This is a genomic window from Leifsonia sp. NPDC077715, from assembly GCF_040686855.1.
Taxonomy (GTDB): domain Bacteria; phylum Actinomycetota; class Actinomycetes; order Actinomycetales; family Microbacteriaceae; genus Leifsonia.
On the sequence record NZ_JBFBOG010000002.1, the window covers coordinates 531594 to 552240 of the forward strand.

The following is a 20647-nucleotide window of genomic DNA, read 5'->3' on the forward strand; positions in this document are numbered from 1 at the left end:
CAAATCACGAAAGGAACGACGATGACGTCACCCGAACGACGGCGAGGACAGACGATCAAGGCGGTGGTGGCAGCCGCCGCAATCGCGGTCACCCTGGCCGGCTGTGCGAGCGCAAGTGCGCCGGCGGCCACGAGCGGCAGCTTCAAGGAAGCGAAGCAGGACAAGAACTCGACCATCACGGTCTGGGCTGATTCCTCACGTCTGCCGACCGTTCAGAAGTACCAGGAAGAAAACCCGAACGTGAAGATGAAGATTGTCACGTACGACGGCGCTCCCGGAACGCTTCAGACCAAGGTCGCACTGTTCGATCGCGCCGGCAGCGGCTGGCCGGACGTAGTCTTCACGACCGCTATGAGCGGGATCGAGACCTCGACATCCGGTAAGACGCCGTTCGCTGCGCCGCTCGATCAAGGCATCTTCCCCCAGAGCAAGATCGACGGCTTCGCAAAGGGAGCCCTCGACCCCTGCATCGTCAACGGGCACCTCTACTGCATCCGAAACGATGTCGCCCAGAACGTCTTCTGGTACAACAAAACCCTTTTCGACCAGTTCGGCTACACGGTTCCCAAGACCTGGGAAGATCTGCAGGCCCTCTCCGACAAGGTCGCGGAGGAACACCCTGGATACGTCCTTGGCACCGTGGGTGACAACAACGCTCCACTGGTGTACTTCTGGGCGAGCGAGTGCCCGGCGAACACGCTAGACGGCAAGACATTCTCGTCTGACACGTCCTCGCAGAAGTGCACCCGGGTGGCCAACCTGCTCGACCACATGATCGCCAACGGTACCGTCGTGACCGACGGTGTGTTCAGCGGCGCCGCGTACACCCAGAAGTACAGCGGCAAGACGCTCGCGCTGGTCGGTCCGTCCTGGTACGGCAAGTACGTCTTCGACGCTGCCTTGAAGGTCCCCTCCGGACAGATGGCTGCAGCCGCCCCGCTAACCTGGGCGAACGACGGCACCAAGTCGACGGGGAACGTCGGCGGCGGCCTCTGGTGGATCTCCTCGCACAGCAAGAACCTGGCCGCGTCCTCGAAGCTCGTCCAGTGGCTGACGACCTCTAACGCCGCGCAAGAGTCCGCGCCGACCTACCCCGCATACGCGCCGGCAGCGAAGGCCTGGCTCGCGAACCCGGAGAACACGAGCTACTTCGCGAACGACGTCGCTCCGGCCTTCACGAAGGCAGCGGCGAGCATCTGGTCAGGATGGTCCCAGACCAGCCGCGTCAACCAGCAGACGATCTGGGCCAACACGATCCTTCCCCAGCTGGTCGCGAAGAAAACCGTGCTTTCCACCCTCCCGACCTGGCAGGCTCAGGCTGAGCAGCTCGCTGGCACGGTCGGATACACAGTAAAGAAGTGAGATTGTAGAAATGTCAACTATCAACACTCAGGCTCGCCCTGCAGTTGTGACGGTTGGCCAGTCGAAGCCGGGTCGTCGCGTCGCGCGGCGATCCGGCTTGGCCGGCTACGGCTTCGTATCGCTGTATGCGATCCTGCTGACAGCGTTCGGCGTCCTGCCGACCTTCTATGCCATCTACTTGGCATTGACCAATGCCGACGGTCAATTCGTCGGCCTCGGTCAGTTCATCCGCACGGCACAAGACTTCCGTTTCCCCCTGGCGTTTCTGAACGCCGCCGGATACGTCGTGATCTGGCTGGTCGTCCTTCTGGTCATGACCATCGGGCTTGCCCTCATCCTGCATCAGCGAGCTCGGGCGGTGTCGTCCGCGTTCCGGTTCGTCTTCTATCTGCCTGGCGCGCTGGTCGGCGTGGCGGGCATTCTGGTCTGGCTGTTCATGCTGGACCCCGCCGTCAGCCCGGCGTCCGGGCTCCTCAACGCGCTCGGATTCACCAGCTTCACTGCGGTCATCGCGCCCGGCAATCTGGCGACGATCTTCGTGATCATGGCGTTCTGGACGGGCGCCGGGGGCTGGATCGTCGTCATGTACGGAGCCCTCAACAACATCCCGCTGGAGATAATGGACGCGGCGCGCGTCGATGGCGCGTCCACGTGGCAGATCGCGTGGCGGATCCAAATCCCGATGATCAAGCAGTGGATCGCGTACATGGCGATCCTCGCGTTCGCCGGCGGTACACAGATCTTCGCGGAGCCTCAACTCGTCTACAACGCGAGCGGCAGCGGGATCAATCCGACCTGGTCACCCAACCAGCTCGCGTACTCGTACGCATTTGACAACAACGATTTCAACGGTGCCGCCGCTATCTCGCTGTACCTGCTCGTGATCGGCCTGGCAGCAGCGGCGCTCATCGTCTCTCGCACCGGGCTCTTCAGCACGAAGGATGACGCATGACATACGCTCACGAAGCCCGCAGAAGACGTGGCACAGGTATCGCCGGGATGGTCGTGTCCCGAACGCTCATCTGGGTGCTGCTGCTCTTCATGCTCATGTTCTTCGTCGTCCCGGTGATCTGGCTCGTCGTCACGCCGACCAAGGTCGACTCATCGCTCGCCCACGCCAACCCGCTTGCATTCGGCTCCTTCGAGAACATCGTCGCCGCGTGGAATCACCTGGCGGCGTTCCAAGACGGAGCCATTTGGGTGTGGTTGAGGAACTCGGCGTTCTATTCGATCGCGGCGCTCCTGCTCACCGTGATCGCAAGCGTTCCAGCCGGCTACGCGCTCGCCATGACCCGGTTCCGCGGCAGGAGAGTCCTCCTGAGCCTCACGCTCCTGGTGATGCTCATGCCGGGGTCGGCGCTGGTCCTCCCGATCTACCTGGAGCTCAGCAGCGTCCATCTCACCGGCACGCCCCTGTCGGTGATCCTGCCATTCTCGTTCTACCCGTTCGGCGTGTACCTGACCTACATCTACTATTCGACGAGCGTGCCGAAGAACCTGCTCGACGCTGCGCGTATCGACGGCTGCTCCGAATGGGATGTCTTCCGGCGGATCGCCGTCCCGCTCGCGAAGCCGATCATCGCTCTGCTCGCGTTCTTCAGCTTCGTCGCCAACTGGAACAACTACTTTGTCCCGCTCGTGATGCTGGCCAAGAACGACGACTACCCGATCCAGCTCGGCCTTCAGGAGCTGCTGTCGTCCACCCCTGCATTCAATCCGGCCGTCGGCGGCGCGCAGCTGGACATCAACAGACCGGAGCTGGCACTCGCAGTAATCCTCGCCGTCCTTCCGGTGCTCGTCTTGTTCCTGTTCTCCCAGCGGACGCTGGTCGCGGGGATGCTAGCGGGCTCGTCGAAAGAATGAGCGACGAGCCTCACGCGGACGACCTGACCAACGCGGGACCCGGCTGGGGGGTTCTCAGCCCGCGAGCGCGATTCACGACGACGCTACCCAGCATGAGCCTGAACGGTACCTGGAGCTTTGCCTGGTGGCCGTCACGCATCGACGCGCCGGAAGACGTATGGACCCACGCTGAGACCTACTCGAGCTGGGAGACGATACCCGTCCCTTCGTCCTGGTCGATGCCCATCCACGGCGGCCACGGGGCACCGAACTACACCAATCGTCGCTATCCGTTCCCGCTCACGCCTCCGTTCCCGCCCGATGCCAATCCGACCGCGGATCATCTACTGAGGTTCGATGTCGCCCCCGAGTTCCTCGGCGGTGCTCGACTCCGGTTCGATGGCATCGACTCGGCCGGTGAGGTCTGGCTCAACGGGCAGTGCTTGGGAACGACGCGGGGGAGCAGGCTCCCGAGCGAATTCGACGTCAGCTCGCTCCTTCGTCAGACCGGCAACGTCCTGCTCGTCCGCGTCTCGCAGTATTCGGCGGCGAGCTATCTCGAGGACCAGGACATGTGGTGGCTTCCGGGAATCTTCCGCGATGTCACCCTCCTGTCGACGCCGCCTGGCGCCGTTGAGGACGTGTTCGTGCGAACGGCGTTCTCCGATGGGCATGGGCTCATCAGCGTCGATGTCTCGGGCGCGGACGGGAGCCGGATCGACGCGGAGTCAAGGATCGCCGAGTTGAACACGGTAAACCTTACAGCCGACATAGTGGATATCGGCCCTGTGGCCGGGTGGTCGGCCGAAACGCCACAGCTCTACGGACTCACCATAAACACGGCGCATGAGACGATCTCGATTCCGATCGGTTTCCGCACGGTGGAGGTTGTCAATGCCGAGCTGCGCCTGAACGGCCGGCCGATCGTCCTGAAGGGCGTGAATCGGCATGAGCATCACCCAGACTTCGGCCGGGTCGTGCCGCGCGAGGTCGTCGTCGACGAGTTAAAACTGATGAAGCAGCACAACGTCAATGCGATTCGCACTTCGCACTATCCGCCCCACCCCGACATGCTCGACCTCGCCGACGAACTCGGCTTTTATGTGATCGACGAGTGCGATTTCGAGACCCACGGTTTCCAGCTCGCCGACTGGCGAGCGAATCCCACGGACGATCCCGGCTACCGGGATGCGCTGGTGGACCGGATGTCGCGGATGATCGAGCGTGACAAGAATCACCCGTCCATCATCATGTGGTCTCTGGGAAACGAAGCCGGCACGGGGACGAACATCGAAGCGATGGCCGCGTCCGCACGCTCGCGCGACGCCTCTCGCCTCATCCACTACGAAGGCGAGTGGGCGAGCACGCAGGTGGACGTCTACTCGCGGATGTATTCCACCCACCAAGAGGTCGAACTGATCGGGCGCGGCGAAGAACCACCTCTCGACGACCTCGACGCGGACGCGCATCGAAGGACTCTGCCGTTCCTGCTCTGCGAATACGCCCACGCCATGGGAAACGGCCCAGGCGGTTTGACGGAGTATCAAGAGCTCTTCGAACGTTACCCACGCCTCGCCGGAGGGTTCGTCTGGGAGTGGCTCGAGCACGGGATAAGGCGGTCTCCAGACGATACCGGATTCGCCTACGGCGGCGACTACGGTGAGGTCGTCCACGACGGCAACTTCGTGATCGACGGCTTGGTGTCGGCCGATCGGCAGCCGCGTCCGGGCCTCCTCGACTTCAAGAAAGTCATCGAGCCGATCCGCATGACGATCGGCGACTTCTGGGACCGCCTCTCGATCAGCAACAGGCACGACTTCGTGGACCTATCGCAATTCGACCTGGAGTGGCGAGTCGACACAATCGGTGGCACCGTCGCTCGCGGCTCGCTCCCGCCGATCGATTGCCCGCCGCACGAGTCCATCGTCATTCCCTTACCCGGCGGCGACGAGCTGCACCAGAAGTGGGCGGACACCGCCACGATGACCGTTTCGGCCATCACGCGGGATGCCACCGCGTGGTGCTCCGCCGGTCACGAGATCGCGTGGGTGCAGTCACGGCACCCGGGTTCGCCGCCCCACCCGACTGCAGACCCCGCCGTGGTAGGCGATCAGCCGTCAGCGGATGGCAGGTTGCGGTTCGGAGCTGGCGAGTTCGATCAGCAAACGGGAGAACTGGTCCGCCTTGGCTCAATCCCCGTAAGCGGTCCCACGCTTCAGCTGTGGCGGGCTCCGACGGACAACGATCGAGGCAAGGGCGACCGACGCCGGCCCGTGCCTTCGGACATCCGTTGGAGGGAAGACGGCCTCGATCGGCTCGTGCAGCGCCGCGCATCGACAACGATCGGACGGGATCGAATCGACGTCCAATACATCGTTGCCGCACCGGGAGACGACCGCGAGATCGCGTTCGACTTGAACTGGACCCGTCGCGATGACGGCCGTCTCGCGCTGGAAGTGCGTGTCAGACCGGATGACAGCTGGACGGGTACCTGGCCAAGGATCGGAGTCGCCATGGTCTTCGCCCACAATTTCACGACGGCGAGCTGGGTGGGCTCCGGGCCTGGACCGAAGTACCCCGATACCGGGCAGGCGACCCGATGGGGTGCACACACGCTGAGCGTGTCCGACCTCTCGACGCCCTATGTCCGGCCGCAGGAGAACGGTTCACGAGCCGACGTCACCGCGCTGAGCTTGGACGATGGTCACCGATCGCTTCTCATCGAAGGCCCCGCATTCAGTTTTTCGGCACGGCATTGGTCGACCGCCGATCTGACACGGATCGATCACGTCGACCTCCTCGCGCCCGACGGGAACACATACGTCGAGCTGGATTTCGCGCAGCACGGGATCGGAACCGCAGCGTGCGGACCCGGCCCGCTGAGCGCGTACGACCTGGAGCCGCACGCTGTCGCGGCGCAGATCCTGATCAGCGCTCCCGAGCTAGGAGCCTCGGAGTGAGCATGCGTCGCGACCGGGTGATCCTGGACGCTCATCAGCACCTGTGGGAACTCTCTCGTACCCCGCAGCCGTGGATCGACCCGGTCACGATGCCCGAGCTCGCCCGAGACTTCGGGCCCGAGCAGCACCGCGAACTCCTGCTGTCTGCAGCCATCGACAGTGCGATCCTCGTCCAGACGGTGAACACCAAGGAAGAGACAGCCTGGCTGCTCGATGTCGCCGCATGGGCGGGTGCCGCGGGCGTGGTGGGATGGATCGACCTCGCAGGCACAGACATCGGTCGGCAGATCGCAGATCTCCGGGCCGGACCAGGAGGCGCCAAGCTTGTCGGGGTGCGTCACTTGACCCACCTCGAACCAGACGCCGGCTGGCTGGAACGCGACGACGTCAGGCGAGGAATCGCAGCCGTCGGCAGAGCCGGGCTCGCCCTGGAATTGGTCGTCAACGCCCAGCAGCTTCCGTCCATCCCCGATCTCGTTCAGGCGCTGCCCGACGTCCAGTTCGTCCTCGATCACCTCGGCTATCCGCCCGTCGATGCAGCCGTGCTCAAGGCGTGGGAGCGCATTCTTGTCTCCATTGCCGCCGCCGAGAACGCGGCCGCCAAGTTCTCAGGGCTCCGGCTCTCCGCCCTGCAGAGATCGACTCAGGAGGTCCACGGTCGACGGATCCGCGACGCGGCCTTGTCGAGCTTCGGCCCCGCCCGTCTCATGTGGGGGTCGGACTGGCCCCTCGTCCTACGCGATGGTTCCTATGCGCAGTGGTTGGCGATAGCAACCGAACTCATGTGCGACCTGTCGCCGCACGAATCGGAGCGGTTCTGGGCGGGCACGGCCGTCGACGTCTATCGGCTGAGCGATCGATGAAGGTGCGCCATGTCCGTGGCACTGACATCGTCCTCACAGAGGTGGGGTTCGGCTCCGCCGTGCTCGGCAACCTTCGAACCGTTGTGACTGACGACGATGCTCGCCGCGCGGTCGACGCTGCATGGGAGCGCGGAGTGCGCTACTTCGACACAGCTCCGCATTACGGACTCGGTCTCGCCGAAGAACGACTTGGGCGCGCGCTGGCGCCGTATCCGCGCTCGGAATACGTCCTCTCGACGAAGGTCGGCAGGCTCCTGGTCCCCAACGCGCACCCACAGGGCCGAGACGCGGAGGGATTCGATGTGCCCGACGAGCGCGTCCGCGTTTGGGACTTCTCCCGGGACGGCATTCATCGGTCGCTGCAACAGAGCCTCGAACGACTTCGCGTCGATCACATTGACATCGCCTTCGTACACGACCCCGACCAGCATCACCCGGAATCACTTGCGGAGGCGATGGAGACATTGAACAGCCTGGTGGCGCACGGGACGATCCGCGCGGCGGGACCGGGAACCAACTCGTCAGAAGCCACCGTCGAGGGATTCGCCCTAGGGGCAACGACGGCGATGCTGGCGGGCCGGTACACGCTGATTGATCCATCGGCCGGTGTCGCAGCGCTCCCCGAAGCGCGACGCAGTGGTCGCTCGATCATCGCCGCCGGAGTGTTCAACTCCGGGATACTCGCTACCGACTTTCCGGACCCGACCGCCACCTTCGAATATCTTCCCGCGTCGGCCGACGTACGGCGCAGAGTGGCAGCCCTCGTGCCTCTCTGCGCATCATTCGGCATCACCGTTCCCGCTGCGGCGATCGCCTTCCCGCTGACCTCCCCTTATGTTGCGAGCGTCGTGCTCGGGATGCGGAATGCGAGCGAAGTCGAACGCAACCTCGACCTGTACGAGCACGGGGTCGACGCCGACTTCTGGCCAGCCTGGATGGCTGCGGGGTCGCACGCAGGCTAGGCAGGGCGTACGCGCAGCGTGTGGACGCCGCCGTCGACCTCGAGCGCGGTCCCTGTCGTCGATCCGGACGACGGGCTCGCGAGATAGGCGATCGCCGACGCGACCTCCTCCGGCGTGACCATCCTGCCAGTCGCCTGGCGTGCGTCCAATGCTGCGCGCTCAGCAACCGGATCAGGGAAGGACTGCAGCATGCGGTCGACGAACGGTGTGCTCACGGTTCCGGGACTCACACAATTGACACGGACGCCTTCGCGAACGTGATCGGCCGCCATCGCGTAGGTCAACGCGAGCACGGCCCCTTTCGATGCACCATAGAGCGCACGGCGTGGGAGCCCGTTCAATGCCGCTATTGAGCAGACGTTGACGATGGTGGCATGTGGCGAACGCCGCAACAGCGGGAGGGCGATTGCCGACGTTCGCGCCATGCCGACAACGTTGATATCGAGCACGCGCGCCCACTCGTCGTCGTCGTTCTCCTCGACAGTGCCCACCGCACTGATTCCGGCGTTGTTGATCAGGATGTCGAGTCGACCGAACCGGTCTTCGACCCCGGCGAACGCCTGAGATAGAGATGACCGGGAGGTCACATCGGCCGAGAAGCCGATGAGCGGAAGCCCGACGGACGTGCCGTCCAGGTCAAGTACCGCCACCTGTGCACCCCGTTCAGCGAGATGAACCGCCGTGGCCAGCCCGATTCCGGAGGCGCCGCCGGTCACGGCGGCGACCAACCCGTGGAACTCACTCATGCGCTTCCCGCAATCCTTGTGTCGATGAAGAGGTTTCGGGCTCTTCCAAGCCCGTCGATCTCAAGCTCCACGACATCGCCGGCGCGAAGGTATGGCTGGTCAGGAAGGCCGAGCGCAACGCCGGCGGGGGTGCCCGTATTGATCAGGTCACCCGGCCGGAGGACCATGAACTGGCTCAAATACCAGACGATGTGATTCACGCCGAAGACCATTTGCGACGTCGAACCCTTCTGCCGCTCTGTACCGTTGACCCAGAGTCGAAGGCCGAGCGCTTGCGGGTCGGGGACCTCGTCGCGTGTGACCAGAACTGGTCCCAGCGGGTTGAACGTGTCGCAACTCTTGCCCTTGTCCCACTGGCCCCCGCGTTCGAGTTGGTACTCGCGTTCCGAGACGTCGTGCGACAGCACGTAGCCAGCGATGACGTCGATTGCGTGATCGGGCGACCGGAGGTACCTTGCCTCTGCACCGATCACGACACCGAGCTCGACCTCCCAGTCGGTTTTGGTCGATCCGGGCGGAATCAGGACCTCGTCGTGTGGTCCGACGATCGTTCCAGGGTCCTTCATGAAGACCACCGGCTCGTCGGGTGTCGCCATTCCGCTCTCGACGGCGTGGTCTGCATAGTTCACCCCGATGCAGATGATCTTGCCCGGACGGGCGAGTGGGGCACCGATCCGGCCTCCCAGCGGCTGAATCTCAGGTAGGTCATCGCGGCTGAAGTGTTCACGGGCGATGTCGATTCCCGATGCGAGGAAGGCTCCGTCAATGTCGTCGGTGATCGTCCTCAAGTCGAACCAGCGGCCGTCGTCCCACAGCACAGGGATCTCCGACCCTGCGGCACCGATTCTCCCGAATCTCATGAAGCGCTCCAGCCGTGGTCCTCGAGAAATCGCAGACTCTCGGCGAGAGCGTCGAAGACATCGCCGCCGGCGTACCCGTCCATTTCGACGATGCCCAGCGCGCGTGGAGCTGCGGCCAGGATTCCCGCGACCGGCATCATGCCTGCGCCGAGCGGGAGCTGCTCCGCACCGACCTTGGTCAACGGGCCGTCCTTCACGTGCAGGAACTGCACGCGATCGCCTAGCTCCCTCAACAGCTCAATGACATTCACGCCCCCGACAGCAGCCCAGTAGGTGTCGACCTCGAGCACCACCCGAGGATCAAGCCTGTGCGCGAATCCCAGGAACGAGGGCTCGTCACCCCGCCTGTTCTCGAACTCGTAGGCGTGATTGTGATAGCCGACCGTGAGTCCGTAGGCCCGCGCTTCGTCGGCGGCGTCGTTCAGGGTGTCGGCGAGGCGGAGAGAGTAGTCAGGGTCGCTCCATGACGCGGCGGAGCTGCTCGGATTGATGACCGTCGTCAGGCCGAGCGTCGAGGCGGCATCGAAAATCTGCGCCCAGTCCAGGTGTAGGAACGGGGCGTGCCCCACCGGCGCTCGCAAACCGGACCGAGCGAGCGCTTGCGCGAATCGAGCAGGCTGATCGACGAAGTCGTATAGCTCGACCTCGTGGTACCCGATACCTGCGAGGCGGTCGAGTGTCGCGTCCAGGCTCTGCGCCACAGCGTCGCGGACGGTGAAAAGCTGAACGGCCGCGCGCCTGGTCGCGCCGATCAGCCGATCCTGCGCGGTCATCCGATCACCCCGAGCGTGAACTTCTTGTCCGGGACGGCAGGGTCGACGATCTCGAGCGCCGAGAGCTCCGCAGTGGTGATGCGGCGGCCGAGGAGGAAGAACTTCCGGTCCGGGTACCACAGCACGATTCCGTCCTCGGTCTCGGTGACAGAACTGTAGAGCGACATCCCTTCACGGATCAGCTTCACGCCACCGCTATCCATGAAATAGAACGGATCGGAAAACCACACGGGCTGCTCGGCTCCTGCCCTGAAACGTCCGCGGGCGAGACAGATCGGGCGCCGATGCGGCTCCCAGTCGGCCGGCACGAATCGTTGGAAGTGCCCATCATGGTTGTGATAAAAGAACGCGTACTCGCCGCCCGGTCCCGCGTAGATCGGGCATGGGCTGAGGGGGTGAGGCATCACCGGGCCACCGTCGTGCTGGAGGAGCGGACGCGGCTCGGTCCAGTTCCGGCCTTCATCCGAGGATTGCGACCAGAACGGGCTCCCCGCGTTGGAACGCATGACGCAGAAGAGACGTCCGTCAGGCAGGGGAACGATGCTCGGCTCTTGGAGGACGTACCCGTCTAGGCGCAGCGCGTCCCCGTTCGTCGAGAAGGTCTCCACCTCTAGGTCCTGCGGCTCGGGGTTTCGGTCGACATTGGGGAAGCGCAGGAATTCGACGACGGACCCCACTCGATCATCGCCGAGGGCCGGACTCACCCACCGGGTCAGGCCGACGAAGTGCTTGCCGTTGGAGATGCGTGTGGGCTTCTGCCACACGATGCAATTCGACGGGACTGCAGGGTCGGGGTTGTCCCAGATCGAGCGGGGCAAGTCGAGGGTGGCAGGCTCTGACCATGTCTTCCCCACGTCGTCGGAGTAAATCGCTGTCATGACCCCGGTGGTGTGGGTGTAGATGTCGTTGACGCCCGTGTGCCGGCTGAAGACGACGTAGATGCGCCCGCGCTCGGAGACGAGTGGGAAACCCCAGCTCGCCATTCCGTTGCCCGTTGACGCGTCGGGCCCAGCGATGGTTGTGGCCTGCGACCAGGTCACGCCCTCGTCGAGGCTGTGTGCGAATACGATGTGCTGGTCGTCCGCCCCCTCGATACTGCTTTGTGTCCAGATTGCGATCAGCCCGCTCCCAGGCACTCTTTCAACAAGGAAGTGCTCGTTCCCGGTCGTTGCTCCCGTGGGATCGGTGCTCGCGGGCGCGAAAACCGTGTAATCGGGTTTCGTGCGTTTAATCTCCGTGGTCAAGTCCGGCATGAGCTGTCCTTCGATGTGTTTGTGTTCAGTTCTTCTTACACAGTTCGGCTTCGGTGACAAGCCACCGCGCGATCTCATCGACCGCAGCGTGAAAGCCCACGGAGTCCTGCTCGTCGAGGAATCCGTGGAGGGCGCCGGGGATCTCCGTCAGTACGTGCGGGACCCTGAGTTCGGCAAGCGACGTGGCGAGCCTCCGTCCTGAGGTTCGGACGGCGTCTAGCTCGGCCGTGATGATAAGAGTGCTCGGGAGGGCAGAGAGCGCCGCCGACCGACCGGGTACGGCTCCGATCGGAATGTGATTGAGGTCCGTTCCCGTGTATGCCTCGAACATGGCCCCCAATGATCGAGCGGAGATCAGCGTGCGCGGCGGGATCTGCGCCGCGAGCTGAGGATCCTGCGGGAGGTCCCAATCGAGCACTGGGTAGACAAGCGCTAGCCCGACGGGTCGGGACTCCTCAGCTCGCAGTGCCAGCGTCAGCGCGGCTGCGAGATTCCCGCCGGCGCTTGCGCCGCCGATGCGGACCTGTTGCGGGTCCAACCCGTACTCCCGGCCGTGGTCGAACACCCAACGCCGCACATGCTTGAGCTCGACCAACTGTGTGGGATACCGTGCCGCCTCCGACGCGAGCGCGTAGTCGACACAGATCACGGCGTGCCCGGAAATCGTAGAGACCTCCCGAGCGACGAGGTCGGACTCGATCATGTCGAGGGATCCATGCCGAAAGCCGCCTCCGTGGAGCCATATCAGCGAGCCAAGATCCGCTGCGTCCCCCTCGGGATAGTAGATACGCACTTCTACGTCTCGTCCGCCCACGCCGAGCTCAACTCTTGTGAACGAGGTTCCGCTTCGAGCCATTTCTCTTCCTACGAGTGATTTAGTGTGATTAGTATGACGTATGAATTCCGATCGGGTCAACCGCTCACAAGGCACTGCCGATCTCCTAGCGGTGGGCGAGGCGATGATCGTTCTGGTGCCCGATCCCATCGGGCCATTGCGAGCGGCCGCGAGCTTCGCGAGTTCGGTGACCGGCGCAGAGTCCACTGTCGCTCGATACGCTGCGAGGCTCGGGATGAGATCGGCGTGGTCAGGGGGTGTCGGCGATGACCCATTCGGCGCGCGCATTCTGGCGGAGCTCGCCGCCGATGGAATCGATGTATCGAGAGTTCGGGTGAGCACTGCGCCTACGGGCGTGTTCTTCAAGGACCCCGGGCCGACGGGAACTCGCGTTCGGTACTACCGGAAGGGATCTGCGGGCTCGGAGCTGAACCGCCGCTGGTGGGAGTCGCTCGCCGAGTTGCGCCCCCGCGTAACGCACCTGACCGGGATCACGGCTGCGCTGTCGGAGGGCGCTCTCGATTTCCTCCGTTTCGGCCTTGAGACTCGTCCGATCCCGAACACCGTCTACTCGTTCGATGTCAACTATCGGCCCGGTCTCTGGAGCACGTCCGAGGCGGCCCCCGTGCTGCGGGCATTGGCCGACAACGCCGACATCGTCTCCGTCGGTCTCGATGAGGCCAGGGCGCTATGGCGGGTCGACGAGCCGATCGAGGTGAGAGAGCTGCTCCACGGCCCTGAGACCGTCGTCGTCCGGGACGCGGCGAACGGTGCGTATGTCTTCGCTGGACGCGAGCAGGCCTTCGCGCCAGCGTTGAGCGTCGACGTGGTTGAGCCCGTCGGGGCGGGAGATGCGTTCGTCGCCGGCTTCCTGTGGGCCAGGGATAGCGGGCTCGGACTCGCGGAGCAACTCGCGGCGGGGCATATCGTCGCCGCGGTGGCGCTACAAAGCAGTGCGGATGTGGCGCCGTTCGACGCGCAGACTCTGGAGCTACTGCGTGGATTGGCCGGGAAGGTAAGGCAATGAGGATCGATTTCACCAGTGTCATTGGCCAGAAGCCCATCATCGCGATCTTGCGCGGAATGGAGTGGGATGTGGCCCGCCCAATCGCGTACGACGTCTGGAAAGCTCGAGTTGGAATCGTCGAGATTCCCCTGCAAAGTGATGCTTCGGAACGGCTCTTCGTCCGTCTCGCGGAGCTCGCGAGCGAAATGGGCGAGGTCGTGGGGGCTGGGACCGTGATTTCGCGTGACGGTGTCGTGCGAGCTCGTCAGCTGGGGGCGGCCTTCACGATCTCGCCGGGCTTCGATCCCGACGTCATGAAGTCGAGCCTTGATCTCGGGATGCCACATCTGCCTGGTGTGGCGACGCCGAGTGAGGTCCAAGCCGCCATGAATCTCGGCGCAACCTGGATGAAGGTATTCCCCGCGGATGCGCTTGGCCCCGAGTGGTTCACGGCTCTGGCGGGGCCGTTTCCTGAAGCGTCATTTGTCGCCACGGGAGGCATCGACTCGCGGAACGCCGCCGCGTTTATCGAGGCGGGAGCCCGTGCTCTGGGTGTTGGATCGAGCCTGGGTCGGCCAGGGGAGATCGGGCGGTTGACCGCCGCGATCGCCGGCGCCGACAGGTGACTACCGCGGGCGGACGGCGCCGTCGACCTCTTCGTGCGCCCCGGCGAGCAATGTTCTCATCGTCGACTCAGCCCCCGGTCCGTCGCCGGACCGAAGTGAAGCGATGAGCGCGTCATGCAGATCAAGTCCGCGGCGGGTGCGATCGGTTAGCGGCACGAAGATCGACTCCCGTGCACGCAGCGCAGCCCGGAGAGCGCCCTCGAGGCGGACGAACATCATGTTCCCGCTCGCGCGCAGGAGAACGGTGTGGAAAAGAACGTCCGCCTCGGTGAACGCGTGCACATCCCGGGATTCGAGCGCACTCCTCATCATCGACACCGCGCTCTCAAGGGTCGCGATCAGCGCCGCTGTCTCCGAGGTCGCGGCAAGCTTCGCTGCGATCGGCTCGATCGCCGAGCGCGTCTGGAACAGTTCGGAGATCTGCTTCTGACGCTCAGGTCCGAGCAGTCTCCAGTTCAGCACCTGGGGGTCGAGGAAGTTCCAGTTCTCCTGGGAGGTGACCCGAGTCCCGACCCGCGGACGCGCCACGATCAGCCCCTTGGTCTCGAGCGCCCGGAAGACTTCGCGGACCACCGAGCGTGACACCCCGAACTCTCCGATGATCCGGTCGGCGGACAGCGGTTCGCCAGGCGGGAACACGCCGAGGACTATGGACCTGCCGAGCTCCTCGACCAGCTGGTCGAACAGGCGCCCACCATGGTTGGCGACGCGAGACATCGCCGCCGGGAAGTCTTGGGCGCTCATCCATGCCTCCAGCCGTTGATCGATCGCATCAATAATACGATTGCGCGTAATCCCCTTTGACTTAAAAGTCAGTTTAGTCATACTATTCCGACATGACCGCCGCCGAATTGGACGATAATGCGCGACCGCGCGTCTTCGTCGGTCCAACGTCTGTCCCTGAGCTTGAGGCCGCCGTTATCGCCGGCGGGGGCGAGCTCTCAACGCTCGGCGCCGCCGAAGCGATCGTGTACTTCGGTTCCGACGAGCCCGAAGAGCTCCGCGAACTCATCCACGACGGAATTGCCTGGGTCCAACTTCCCCACGCGGGCGTCGAGCCGTGGCAGCGCGCAGGGCTGTTCGATCTGCCGGTCGCCTTCACATGCAGTGCTGGACTATACGGCAGACCGGTCGCAGAGCACGTCGTCGCCCTTATGCTCGCCGCCGCGCGGAACCTTCCGCGTCACATCCGGGAACCGCATTGGCAGCAAGACAAGCTGACGACTCAGGTCGAGGGCGTGACAGCGCTTGTCATCGGCGGTGGGGGCATCACCTCGGCGCTGCTCCCGATGCTCGCAGCGCTGGGCGTGCGGTCCGTAGTTAGCGCTCAGCACGATGTGCCAGGAGCGGATGAAGTGGTCCCCAGGGAAGCGTTCCGCGAGTGGCTGCCGCGTGTGGAGTACGTAGTCCTCGCGGCGCCATCGACACCGGAAACACGGCACCTGATATCGAGCGCAGAGCTCGGCCTCATGCGCCAAGACGCCTGGCTGATCAATGTCGGCCGCGGCGATCTCGTCGCGACCGGCGATCTCGTGACTGCGCTCCGAGCCGGACAAATAGCGGGTGCCGGCCTTGATGTCGTCGACCCCGAACCCCTGCCGGAGGACCACGAGCTCTGGCACTTTCCCAATGTCATCGTCACCTCCCACTCGGCTAATCCTGAGCGCTCATACTGGCGACTCCTCGCCCAAAGGACAGAACAGAACGTTCGCGCGTTCTCCCTGCAGCGGGGAGTCGGCAAGACCCTCCTGTTGGCCGGAATGGTCCGCTCGGATCGCGGTTACTGAGGCCAGGCGACGATGAAAATCACCGCGCTGACCACATACCTCGTGGAACCACGATGGCTCTTCCTGAAAATCGACACAGACACCGGCCCGTCCGGTTGGGGCGAGCCCATCGTCGAAGGTCGTGCCCACACGGTCCGCGCGGCCATCGAGGAGATGGAGGACTACCTGATCGGAACGGATCCACTTCGGATCGAAGACACCTGGCAAGTCCTCACCAAGGGAGGCTTCTACAGAGGAGGCCCCATCCTTTCGAGCGCGATCTCCGGGATCGATCAGGCGCTCTGGGACATCTACGGCAAGCATGTCGGGCTACCCGTCCACCAGCTGTTGGGTGGTCGCGTCCGCGACCGGATCCGCACCTACTCCTGGATCGGCGGCGACCATCCGGACGATGTCGCTGCACAGGCGGAACTCAGACGGGACCAAGGATTCACCGCTGTGAAGATGAACGCGTCTGGACGTCTTACGGCACATCCGAGCGTTCGAGAGCTGGACGAAATCGTCGAGCGCGTCGCCGCGGTTTCGGATGTCATGGGTCGAAGCGGAGGAGTCGCTGTCGACTTCCACGGACGACTTTCGATAGCGGCGGCACGCCAGCTGGCGCAGCTGCTCGAGCCGTTCCAGCCCATGTTCATCGAAGAGCCCGTTGTGCCGGAGCTCGGAGCTGCTCTCGGTTCGATCGTCGCAGGCACGGTCACCCCCATCGCGACCGGAGAGCGTCTCTACTCCCGGTGGGACTTCCGGCCGGTTCTCGAAGCCGGTGTGGGGGTCGTTCAGCCCGACCTCTCACATGCGGGAGGAATCTCCGAGTCGCGACGTATTGCCGCCCAAGCGGAGACCTACGGCGCCCACATAGCACCCCACTGCCCTCTCGGTCCCATCGCCTTCGCTGCCTGCCTGCAGCTCGACTTTGCAACACCGAACTTCCTGATCCAGGAGACGAGCCTTGGAATTCACTACAACGTCGGTGCGGACCTGACCAGCTACCTAGTCGACCCCGATGCTTTCCGGTTGCGCGACGGCGCCATCCCGGTTTGGGAGAAGCCAGGGCTCGGCGTGGACATCGACGAGACGGCGGTTGCGCAAGCTGCCTTGCGCGGTCATCGATGGCGCTCGCCCACATGGCGAACAGACGACGGTGCACTCGCTGAATGGTGACAGCGTTGCAAATCGAACAGTAGAAGGAGGATTTAGATGCAAACGATCGGAGTCGGTGTCATCGGCACCGGAATGATCAGCAATCAGTACCTCACGAACTTGACGTCCTTTCGTGGAATGGAGGTCCGTTACCTCGCCGATCTTGATTCCGACCGTGCCCGCGCCCAGGCAGAGAAGTTCGGCATCGCAAACTCGGGATCATCGAAGGAGCTGCTGGGCAGGGATGACATTGAAATAGTGATCAACTTGACCATTCCGGCCGTACATGCCGAGGTTTCCGAGTCAATCGTCGCGTCACAAAAGCACGTCTGGAGCGAGAAGCCTCTCGCGACATCCGGCGACAGCGCTCGGGCACTGCTTACCAGGGCCGAAGCTCAAGGGGTACGAGTCGGATGCGCTCCCGACACTTTCCTCGGTCGCGGAGTACAGCGTGCCCTGCAGCTTATCCGCGACGGAGTCATCGGTGAACCCGTCTATGCAAACACCGCATTCATGACGCCGGGACCCGAGGTATCGCACCCAAACCCTGAGTTCCTGTTCGCAGCGGGTGGAGGCCCGCTCTTTGACATGGGCCCGTACTATCTGACCGCGCTAGTCCAAGCACTCGGGCCCATTGCGAGTGTGAACGCCGCAGCCTCGACGTCCAGGGCGCAACGTACGATTCAGGTTGGACCGCGGGCAGGCACGCCTTTCGATGTGACGACGGCCACTCATTACTCTGCGCAGCTCAAGTTCCGTGGTGGGGTAACAGGCCAATCGGTATTTAGCTTCGATTCGGCTCTCGTGCGAACTGGTGTCATCGAGATTACCGGCACCGAGGGAACACTCGTGTTCCCCGACCCCAATCAGTTCGGCGGCGTCCTTCGTCTCTACCGACCAGGTTCGTTTGAGCCGGAGGAATTCTCTGTGGACTCCGGTGGCCTCACCCGCGGCATCGGCGTTGCCGAGATGGCGGAGGCAATTCGAGAGGATCGCCCGCACCGAGCCAGCGGCGATCTCGCCTGCCACGTCCTCGACACAATGCTCGCAATAGAGGGTTCTGCGTCCCGACAGAGTCCCATGGTTGTCGAATCATCCGCGGCTCCTGCTCCGCTTCTAGCCGGCGGCTGGGATCCACGGAATTGAAGGTCACGGGCCAGGAGATGACGGCGCATACGTATGTTTTCATCGGTGACTCGATCACGGATGCGGGACGCAACCGCGACGACCCCGAATCGCTGGGGCGCGGTTACGTCGCCTGCATCGCGAAAGAGCTCTCATCGTTGGGTGGCGCCACGACGCTGACCAATCTGGGCGTCGGCGGCGACCGCGTACGGGACCTGGCTCGTCGGTGGCAGACCCAGGTGCTTGAGATTGACTTTGATCTGATCACGATCGCGGTCGGAATCAACGACGTGTGGAGACGGTTCGATAGCGATGATCCGACGGACGACACCTCGTTTGAGCGCGTCTACCGGTCACTTGCGGCGTCCGTGATTGAACGAGGTAAGCGACTTTCACTCCTCGAACCGTTCTGCCTCGTTTCGCAGGTCGAAAAGCCGACCGAGTGGCTGGCCGAACTGGCCGGCAAACAACGGGTCATCGAGCGCATTGCTGCTGATACTGGCGCCACCGTGGTGCGCACGCACAAGATGTTGGCTGCTGCAGCCGACGAGTACGGCGTTGAGGCGATAGCGCCGGACGGTGTTCACCCAACGCCTCGCGGACATGCGCTGATCGCCCGGGCATGGCTTGAAGCGAATGTGACGCGTGCAATTCAACCGGACGGTTCGCCATGCTCCGCCTAGCTTCGACCATCGGACTGCCGGAAGAGAACCGGCTTGAATACGAGCGGCTGCACGCTAACGCCTGGCCCGGAGTCCTTGCTGCACTTGCCGCGTCCAACATCCGAAACTATTCGATCTTTAGACACGGGGAGTTGCTGTTCTCCTACATGGAGTACGTCGGCGACGACTACGAAGCCGATCTCCGCTTGCTGTCTGAGGACCCGGTTACGCGGGCATGGTTGCGACTATGCGGGCCCTTGCAGCTCCCTCTCGAAGACCGCCGCGACGACGAGTGGTGGAAGTCGCTGCCCGAGATCTTCCACATGGACTGAGTGAATTTTGGTCCTCGATCAGATAGGTAGATGGTGAAAGCGCGTCAGTTCCCTCGTCCGGCGGAATTGCTGGAACTCATGCAGTTCAAGAAGCCGGAGCTGAATCTGAAGAAGCGGCGGCTGGAGTCGGCGCTCACGATCGAGGACCTGGCGCGGATCGCCAAGCGGCGCACGCCCAAGGCCGCGTTCGACTACACCGAAGGTGCGGCGGAGGGGGAGCTGTCATTGGCGCGGGCCAGGCAGGCGTTCCAGGATGTGGAGTTCCACCCCTCGATCCTGCACGACGTGTCGACGGTGGATACATCGTGTGAGATCTGGGGTGGTCCGTCGGCGTTGCCGTTCGGGATCGCGCCGACCGGGTTCACGAGGTTGATGCAGACCGAAGGGGAGACCGCGGGTGCCGGTGCGGCGGGGGCGGCGGGCATCCCGTTCACCCTCTCCACGCTGGGGACGACCTCGATCGAGGGGGTGAAGGCGGCGAACCCGCACGGGCGGAACTGGTTCCAGCTGTATGTGATGCGGCAGAAGGAGATCAGCTACGGGCTCGTGGAGCGGGCGGCGGCTGCCGGGTTCGACACGCTGTTCTTCACCGTGGACACGCCAGTGGCCGGGGCACGGTTGCGGGATAAGAGGAACGGGTTCTCCATCCCACCCCAGTTGACCCTGGGAACGATCGTGAACGCGATCCCGCGGCCGTGGTGGTGGTACGACTTCCTCACCACCCCCAAGCTCGAGTTCGCATCCCTCTCCGCGACCGGCGGCACCGTCGGCGACCTGCTCAACGCGGCGATGGACCCCTCGATCGACTACGACGACCTCGCCGAAATCCGGGCACTCTGGCCGGGGAAGCTCGTGATCAAGGGCGTGCAGAATCTCGAGGACGCGAAGCGGCTGGTGGACCACGGGGTCGACGGGATCGTGCTGTCCAACCACGGCGGCCGGCAGCTGGACCGCGCGCCGATCCCGTTCCACCTCCTCCCCGACGTCGCCCGGGAGGTCGGCCACCACACCGAGATCGCGATCGACACGGGCATCATGAACGGTGCCGACATCATCGCCGCCTACGCCCTCGGCGCGAAGTTCACGTTGATCGGGCGCGCCTACCTCTACGGGCTCATGGCCGGAGGCCGGGAAGGCGTCGACCGGGCCATCCAGATCCTCACCGACCAGATCACCCGCACCATGAAGCTCCTTCAGGTGCGCACCCTCGCCGAACTCGGTCCGCACCACGTCACCCAACTTGCCCGCCTCCAAGCGCTGCGCCGCGACGTTCAGTCGTAGTTACGAGTTCGCTTCGACGCAGTGGGTGCGGACGAAGCGATCCACGGGTTCCCCTCCCGTGCGCCAGGCCCGCACACTGTCTCCGTGCGGGCCTGGCACTAACCCCGTTATCGGGCTGATCGCTTCAATCGCCTCGGCATTGCAAAGCCATATCGTGCGGCTTTCAGTGCCTTCCTGTCTGGCGTGTACCCATGACGTGTGCATCAGCTGCGCGCGCGGGAGCCAGCCGATCTCA

20 protein-coding genes are annotated in these 20647 nt (G+C 64.0%); 14 read left to right on the forward strand and 6 right to left on the reverse strand.

What is annotated here, in order from left to right; genetic code table 11:
* The first annotated feature begins 21 nt into the window (after positions 1–21).
* From AB0P25_RS09595 to AB0P25_RS09620, 6 genes are all read left to right on the forward strand, one after another.
* A complete protein-coding gene (locus tag AB0P25_RS09595; RefSeq protein ID WP_363806927.1) occupies positions 22–1362 on the forward strand; it encodes a carbohydrate ABC transporter substrate-binding protein in 1341 nt (446 codons plus the stop codon).
* A 10-nt stretch (positions 1363–1372) separates the two neighbouring features.
* The gene (locus tag AB0P25_RS09600) at positions 1373–2314 is read left to right on the forward strand and encodes a sugar ABC transporter permease (protein WP_363806929.1); all 942 of its coding nucleotides are present in this window, start codon (positions 1373–1375) and stop codon (positions 2312–2314) included.
* Positions 2311–3225: a carbohydrate ABC transporter permease gene (locus AB0P25_RS09605; protein WP_363806931.1), complete on the forward strand. Its 915-nt coding sequence runs from the start codon at positions 2311–2313 to the stop codon at positions 3223–3225. Before AB0P25_RS09600 ends, AB0P25_RS09605 begins: the two co-directional genes overlap by 4 nt.
* A 92-nt stretch (positions 3226–3317) precedes the next feature.
* Entirely contained in the window at positions 3318–6164 is a 2847-nt protein-coding gene (locus AB0P25_RS09610; protein ID WP_363806933.1) for a glycoside hydrolase family 2 TIM barrel-domain containing protein, read from the forward strand.
* A 2-nt stretch (positions 6165–6166) separates the two neighbouring features.
* Positions 6167–7027: an amidohydrolase family protein gene (locus AB0P25_RS09615; RefSeq protein ID WP_363808048.1), complete on the forward strand. Its 861-nt coding sequence runs from the start codon at positions 6167–6169 to the stop codon at positions 7025–7027.
* Positions 7024–7989 (forward strand): aldo/keto reductase, encoded by a 966-nt coding sequence (locus AB0P25_RS09620; RefSeq protein ID WP_363806935.1) that lies wholly within the window; start codon positions 7024–7026, stop codon positions 7987–7989. The genes AB0P25_RS09615 and AB0P25_RS09620 overlap by 4 nt, the downstream gene beginning before the upstream one ends.
* On the opposite strand, the gene AB0P25_RS09625 is transcribed toward AB0P25_RS09620, so the two are convergent.
* From AB0P25_RS09625 to AB0P25_RS09645, 5 genes are read right to left on the reverse strand one after another with little or no spacing between them, the layout of a single operon-like run.
* Positions 7986–8735: an SDR family oxidoreductase gene (locus tag AB0P25_RS09625; RefSeq protein ID WP_363806936.1), complete on the reverse strand. Its 750-nt coding sequence runs from the start codon at positions 8733–8735 to the stop codon at positions 7986–7988. The two genes, AB0P25_RS09620 and AB0P25_RS09625, sit on opposite strands and share 4 nt — an antisense overlap.
* Positions 8732–9595 carry a fumarylacetoacetate hydrolase family protein gene (locus AB0P25_RS09630; protein ID WP_363806937.1) on the reverse strand — a complete coding sequence of 288 codons (864 nt, stop codon included), beginning with the start codon at positions 9593–9595 and terminating at the stop codon, positions 8732–8734. Before AB0P25_RS09630 ends, AB0P25_RS09625 begins: the two co-directional genes overlap by 4 nt.
* Positions 9592–10368, reverse strand: a complete 777-nt coding sequence (locus AB0P25_RS09635) for a sugar phosphate isomerase/epimerase (RefSeq protein ID WP_363806938.1) — start codon at positions 10366–10368, stop codon at positions 9592–9594. The genes AB0P25_RS09630 and AB0P25_RS09635 overlap by 4 nt, the downstream gene beginning before the upstream one ends.
* Positions 10365–11621, reverse strand: a complete 1257-nt coding sequence (locus tag AB0P25_RS09640) for a sialidase family protein (RefSeq protein WP_363806939.1) — start codon at positions 11619–11621, stop codon at positions 10365–10367. Before AB0P25_RS09640 ends, AB0P25_RS09635 begins: the two co-directional genes overlap by 4 nt.
* A 25-nt stretch (positions 11622–11646) precedes the next feature.
* Positions 11647–12606, reverse strand: coding sequence for an alpha/beta hydrolase (locus tag AB0P25_RS09645; RefSeq protein ID WP_363806940.1), 960 nt, complete (start codon positions 12604–12606; stop codon positions 11647–11649).
* Here AB0P25_RS09645 and AB0P25_RS09650 point away from each other — a divergent pair.
* Both AB0P25_RS09650 and AB0P25_RS09655 read left to right on the forward strand, forming a co-directional pair.
* Positions 12518–13483, forward strand: coding sequence for a sugar kinase (locus AB0P25_RS09650; protein ID WP_363806941.1), 966 nt, complete (start codon positions 12518–12520; stop codon positions 13481–13483). The genes AB0P25_RS09645 and AB0P25_RS09650 overlap by 89 nt on opposite strands.
* A complete protein-coding gene (locus AB0P25_RS09655; protein WP_363806942.1) occupies positions 13480–14088 on the forward strand; it encodes a bifunctional 4-hydroxy-2-oxoglutarate aldolase/2-dehydro-3-deoxy-phosphogluconate aldolase in 609 nt (202 codons plus the stop codon). Before AB0P25_RS09650 ends, AB0P25_RS09655 begins: the two co-directional genes overlap by 4 nt.
* Here AB0P25_RS09655 and AB0P25_RS09660 read toward each other — a convergent pair whose 3' ends face one another.
* Positions 14089–14913 (reverse strand): FadR/GntR family transcriptional regulator, encoded by an 825-nt coding sequence (locus AB0P25_RS09660; protein ID WP_363806943.1) that lies wholly within the window; start codon positions 14911–14913, stop codon positions 14089–14091. It lies immediately after the preceding gene.
* 11 nt (positions 14914–14924) lie between these two features.
* Between AB0P25_RS09660 and AB0P25_RS09665 the strand changes: the two genes are divergently transcribed.
* From AB0P25_RS09665 to AB0P25_RS09690, 6 genes are read left to right on the forward strand one after another with little or no spacing between them, the layout of a single operon-like run.
* Positions 14925–15875, forward strand: coding sequence for an NAD(P)-dependent oxidoreductase (locus tag AB0P25_RS09665; RefSeq protein WP_363806944.1), 951 nt, complete (start codon positions 14925–14927; stop codon positions 15873–15875).
* A 12-nt stretch (positions 15876–15887) separates the two neighbouring features.
* On the forward strand, positions 15888–17033 hold the full coding sequence (gene dgoD / locus AB0P25_RS09670; protein ID WP_363806945.1) for a galactonate dehydratase: 1146 nt from the start codon (positions 15888–15890) through the stop codon (positions 17031–17033).
* Between the two features lie 36 nt (positions 17034–17069).
* Positions 17070–18158: a Gfo/Idh/MocA family oxidoreductase gene (locus AB0P25_RS09675; protein WP_363806946.1), complete on the forward strand. Its 1089-nt coding sequence runs from the start codon at positions 17070–17072 to the stop codon at positions 18156–18158.
* Positions 18155–18820, forward strand: a complete 666-nt coding sequence (locus AB0P25_RS09680; RefSeq protein ID WP_363806947.1) for an SGNH/GDSL hydrolase family protein — start codon at positions 18155–18157, stop codon at positions 18818–18820. Before AB0P25_RS09675 ends, AB0P25_RS09680 begins: the two co-directional genes overlap by 4 nt.
* Positions 18808–19131: an L-rhamnose mutarotase gene (locus AB0P25_RS09685; protein ID WP_363806948.1), complete on the forward strand. Its 324-nt coding sequence runs from the start codon at positions 18808–18810 to the stop codon at positions 19129–19131. Before AB0P25_RS09680 ends, AB0P25_RS09685 begins: the two co-directional genes overlap by 13 nt.
* A 30-nt stretch (positions 19132–19161) precedes the next feature.
* On the forward strand, positions 19162–20412 hold the full coding sequence (locus AB0P25_RS09690) for an alpha-hydroxy acid oxidase (RefSeq protein WP_363806949.1): 1251 nt from the start codon (positions 19162–19164) through the stop codon (positions 20410–20412).
* Positions 20413–20647 lie beyond the last annotated feature (235 nt).

Coding starts and splice junctions, on each gene's coding strand:
- AB0P25_RS09625 (WP_363806936.1), bottom strand. CDS start 8,735: ATGAGTGAGTTCCACGGGTTGGTCGCCGCCGTGACCGGCGGCGCCTCC.
- AB0P25_RS09660 (WP_363806943.1), bottom strand. CDS start 14,913: ATGACTAAACTGACTTTTAAGTCAAAGGGGATTACGCGCAATCGTATT.
- AB0P25_RS09615 (WP_363808048.1), top strand. CDS start 6,167: ATGCGTCGCGACCGGGTGATCCTGGACGCTCATCAGCACCTGTGGGAA.
- dgoD (WP_363806945.1), top strand. CDS start 15,888: ATGAAAATCACCGCGCTGACCACATACCTCGTGGAACCACGATGGCTC.
- AB0P25_RS09665 (WP_363806944.1), top strand. CDS start 14,925: ATGACCGCCGCCGAATTGGACGATAATGCGCGACCGCGCGTCTTCGTC.
- AB0P25_RS09675 (WP_363806946.1), top strand. CDS start 17,070: ATGCAAACGATCGGAGTCGGTGTCATCGGCACCGGAATGATCAGCAAT.
- AB0P25_RS09620 (WP_363806935.1), top strand. CDS start 7,024: ATGAAGGTGCGCCATGTCCGTGGCACTGACATCGTCCTCACAGAGGTG.
- AB0P25_RS09605 (WP_363806931.1), top strand. CDS start 2,311: ATGACATACGCTCACGAAGCCCGCAGAAGACGTGGCACAGGTATCGCC.
- AB0P25_RS09640 (WP_363806939.1), bottom strand. CDS start 11,621: ATGCCGGACTTGACCACGGAGATTAAACGCACGAAACCCGATTACACG.
- AB0P25_RS09690 (WP_363806949.1), top strand. CDS start 19,162: ATGGTGAAAGCGCGTCAGTTCCCTCGTCCGGCGGAATTGCTGGAACTC.
- AB0P25_RS09655 (WP_363806942.1), top strand. CDS start 13,480: ATGAGGATCGATTTCACCAGTGTCATTGGCCAGAAGCCCATCATCGCG.
- AB0P25_RS09595 (WP_363806927.1), top strand. CDS start 22: ATGACGTCACCCGAACGACGGCGAGGACAGACGATCAAGGCGGTGGTG.
- AB0P25_RS09630 (WP_363806937.1), bottom strand. CDS start 9,595: ATGAGATTCGGGAGAATCGGTGCCGCAGGGTCGGAGATCCCTGTGCTG.
- AB0P25_RS09645 (WP_363806940.1), bottom strand. CDS start 12,606: ATGGGATCGGGCACCAGAACGATCATCGCCTCGCCCACCGCTAGGAGA.
- AB0P25_RS09635 (WP_363806938.1), bottom strand. CDS start 10,368: ATGACCGCGCAGGATCGGCTGATCGGCGCGACCAGGCGCGCGGCCGTT.
- AB0P25_RS09610 (WP_363806933.1), top strand. CDS start 3,318: ATGAGCCTGAACGGTACCTGGAGCTTTGCCTGGTGGCCGTCACGCATC.
- AB0P25_RS09685 (WP_363806948.1), top strand. CDS start 18,808: ATGCTCCGCCTAGCTTCGACCATCGGACTGCCGGAAGAGAACCGGCTT.
- AB0P25_RS09650 (WP_363806941.1), top strand. CDS start 12,518: ATGAATTCCGATCGGGTCAACCGCTCACAAGGCACTGCCGATCTCCTA.
- AB0P25_RS09600 (WP_363806929.1), top strand. CDS start 1,373: ATGTCAACTATCAACACTCAGGCTCGCCCTGCAGTTGTGACGGTTGGC.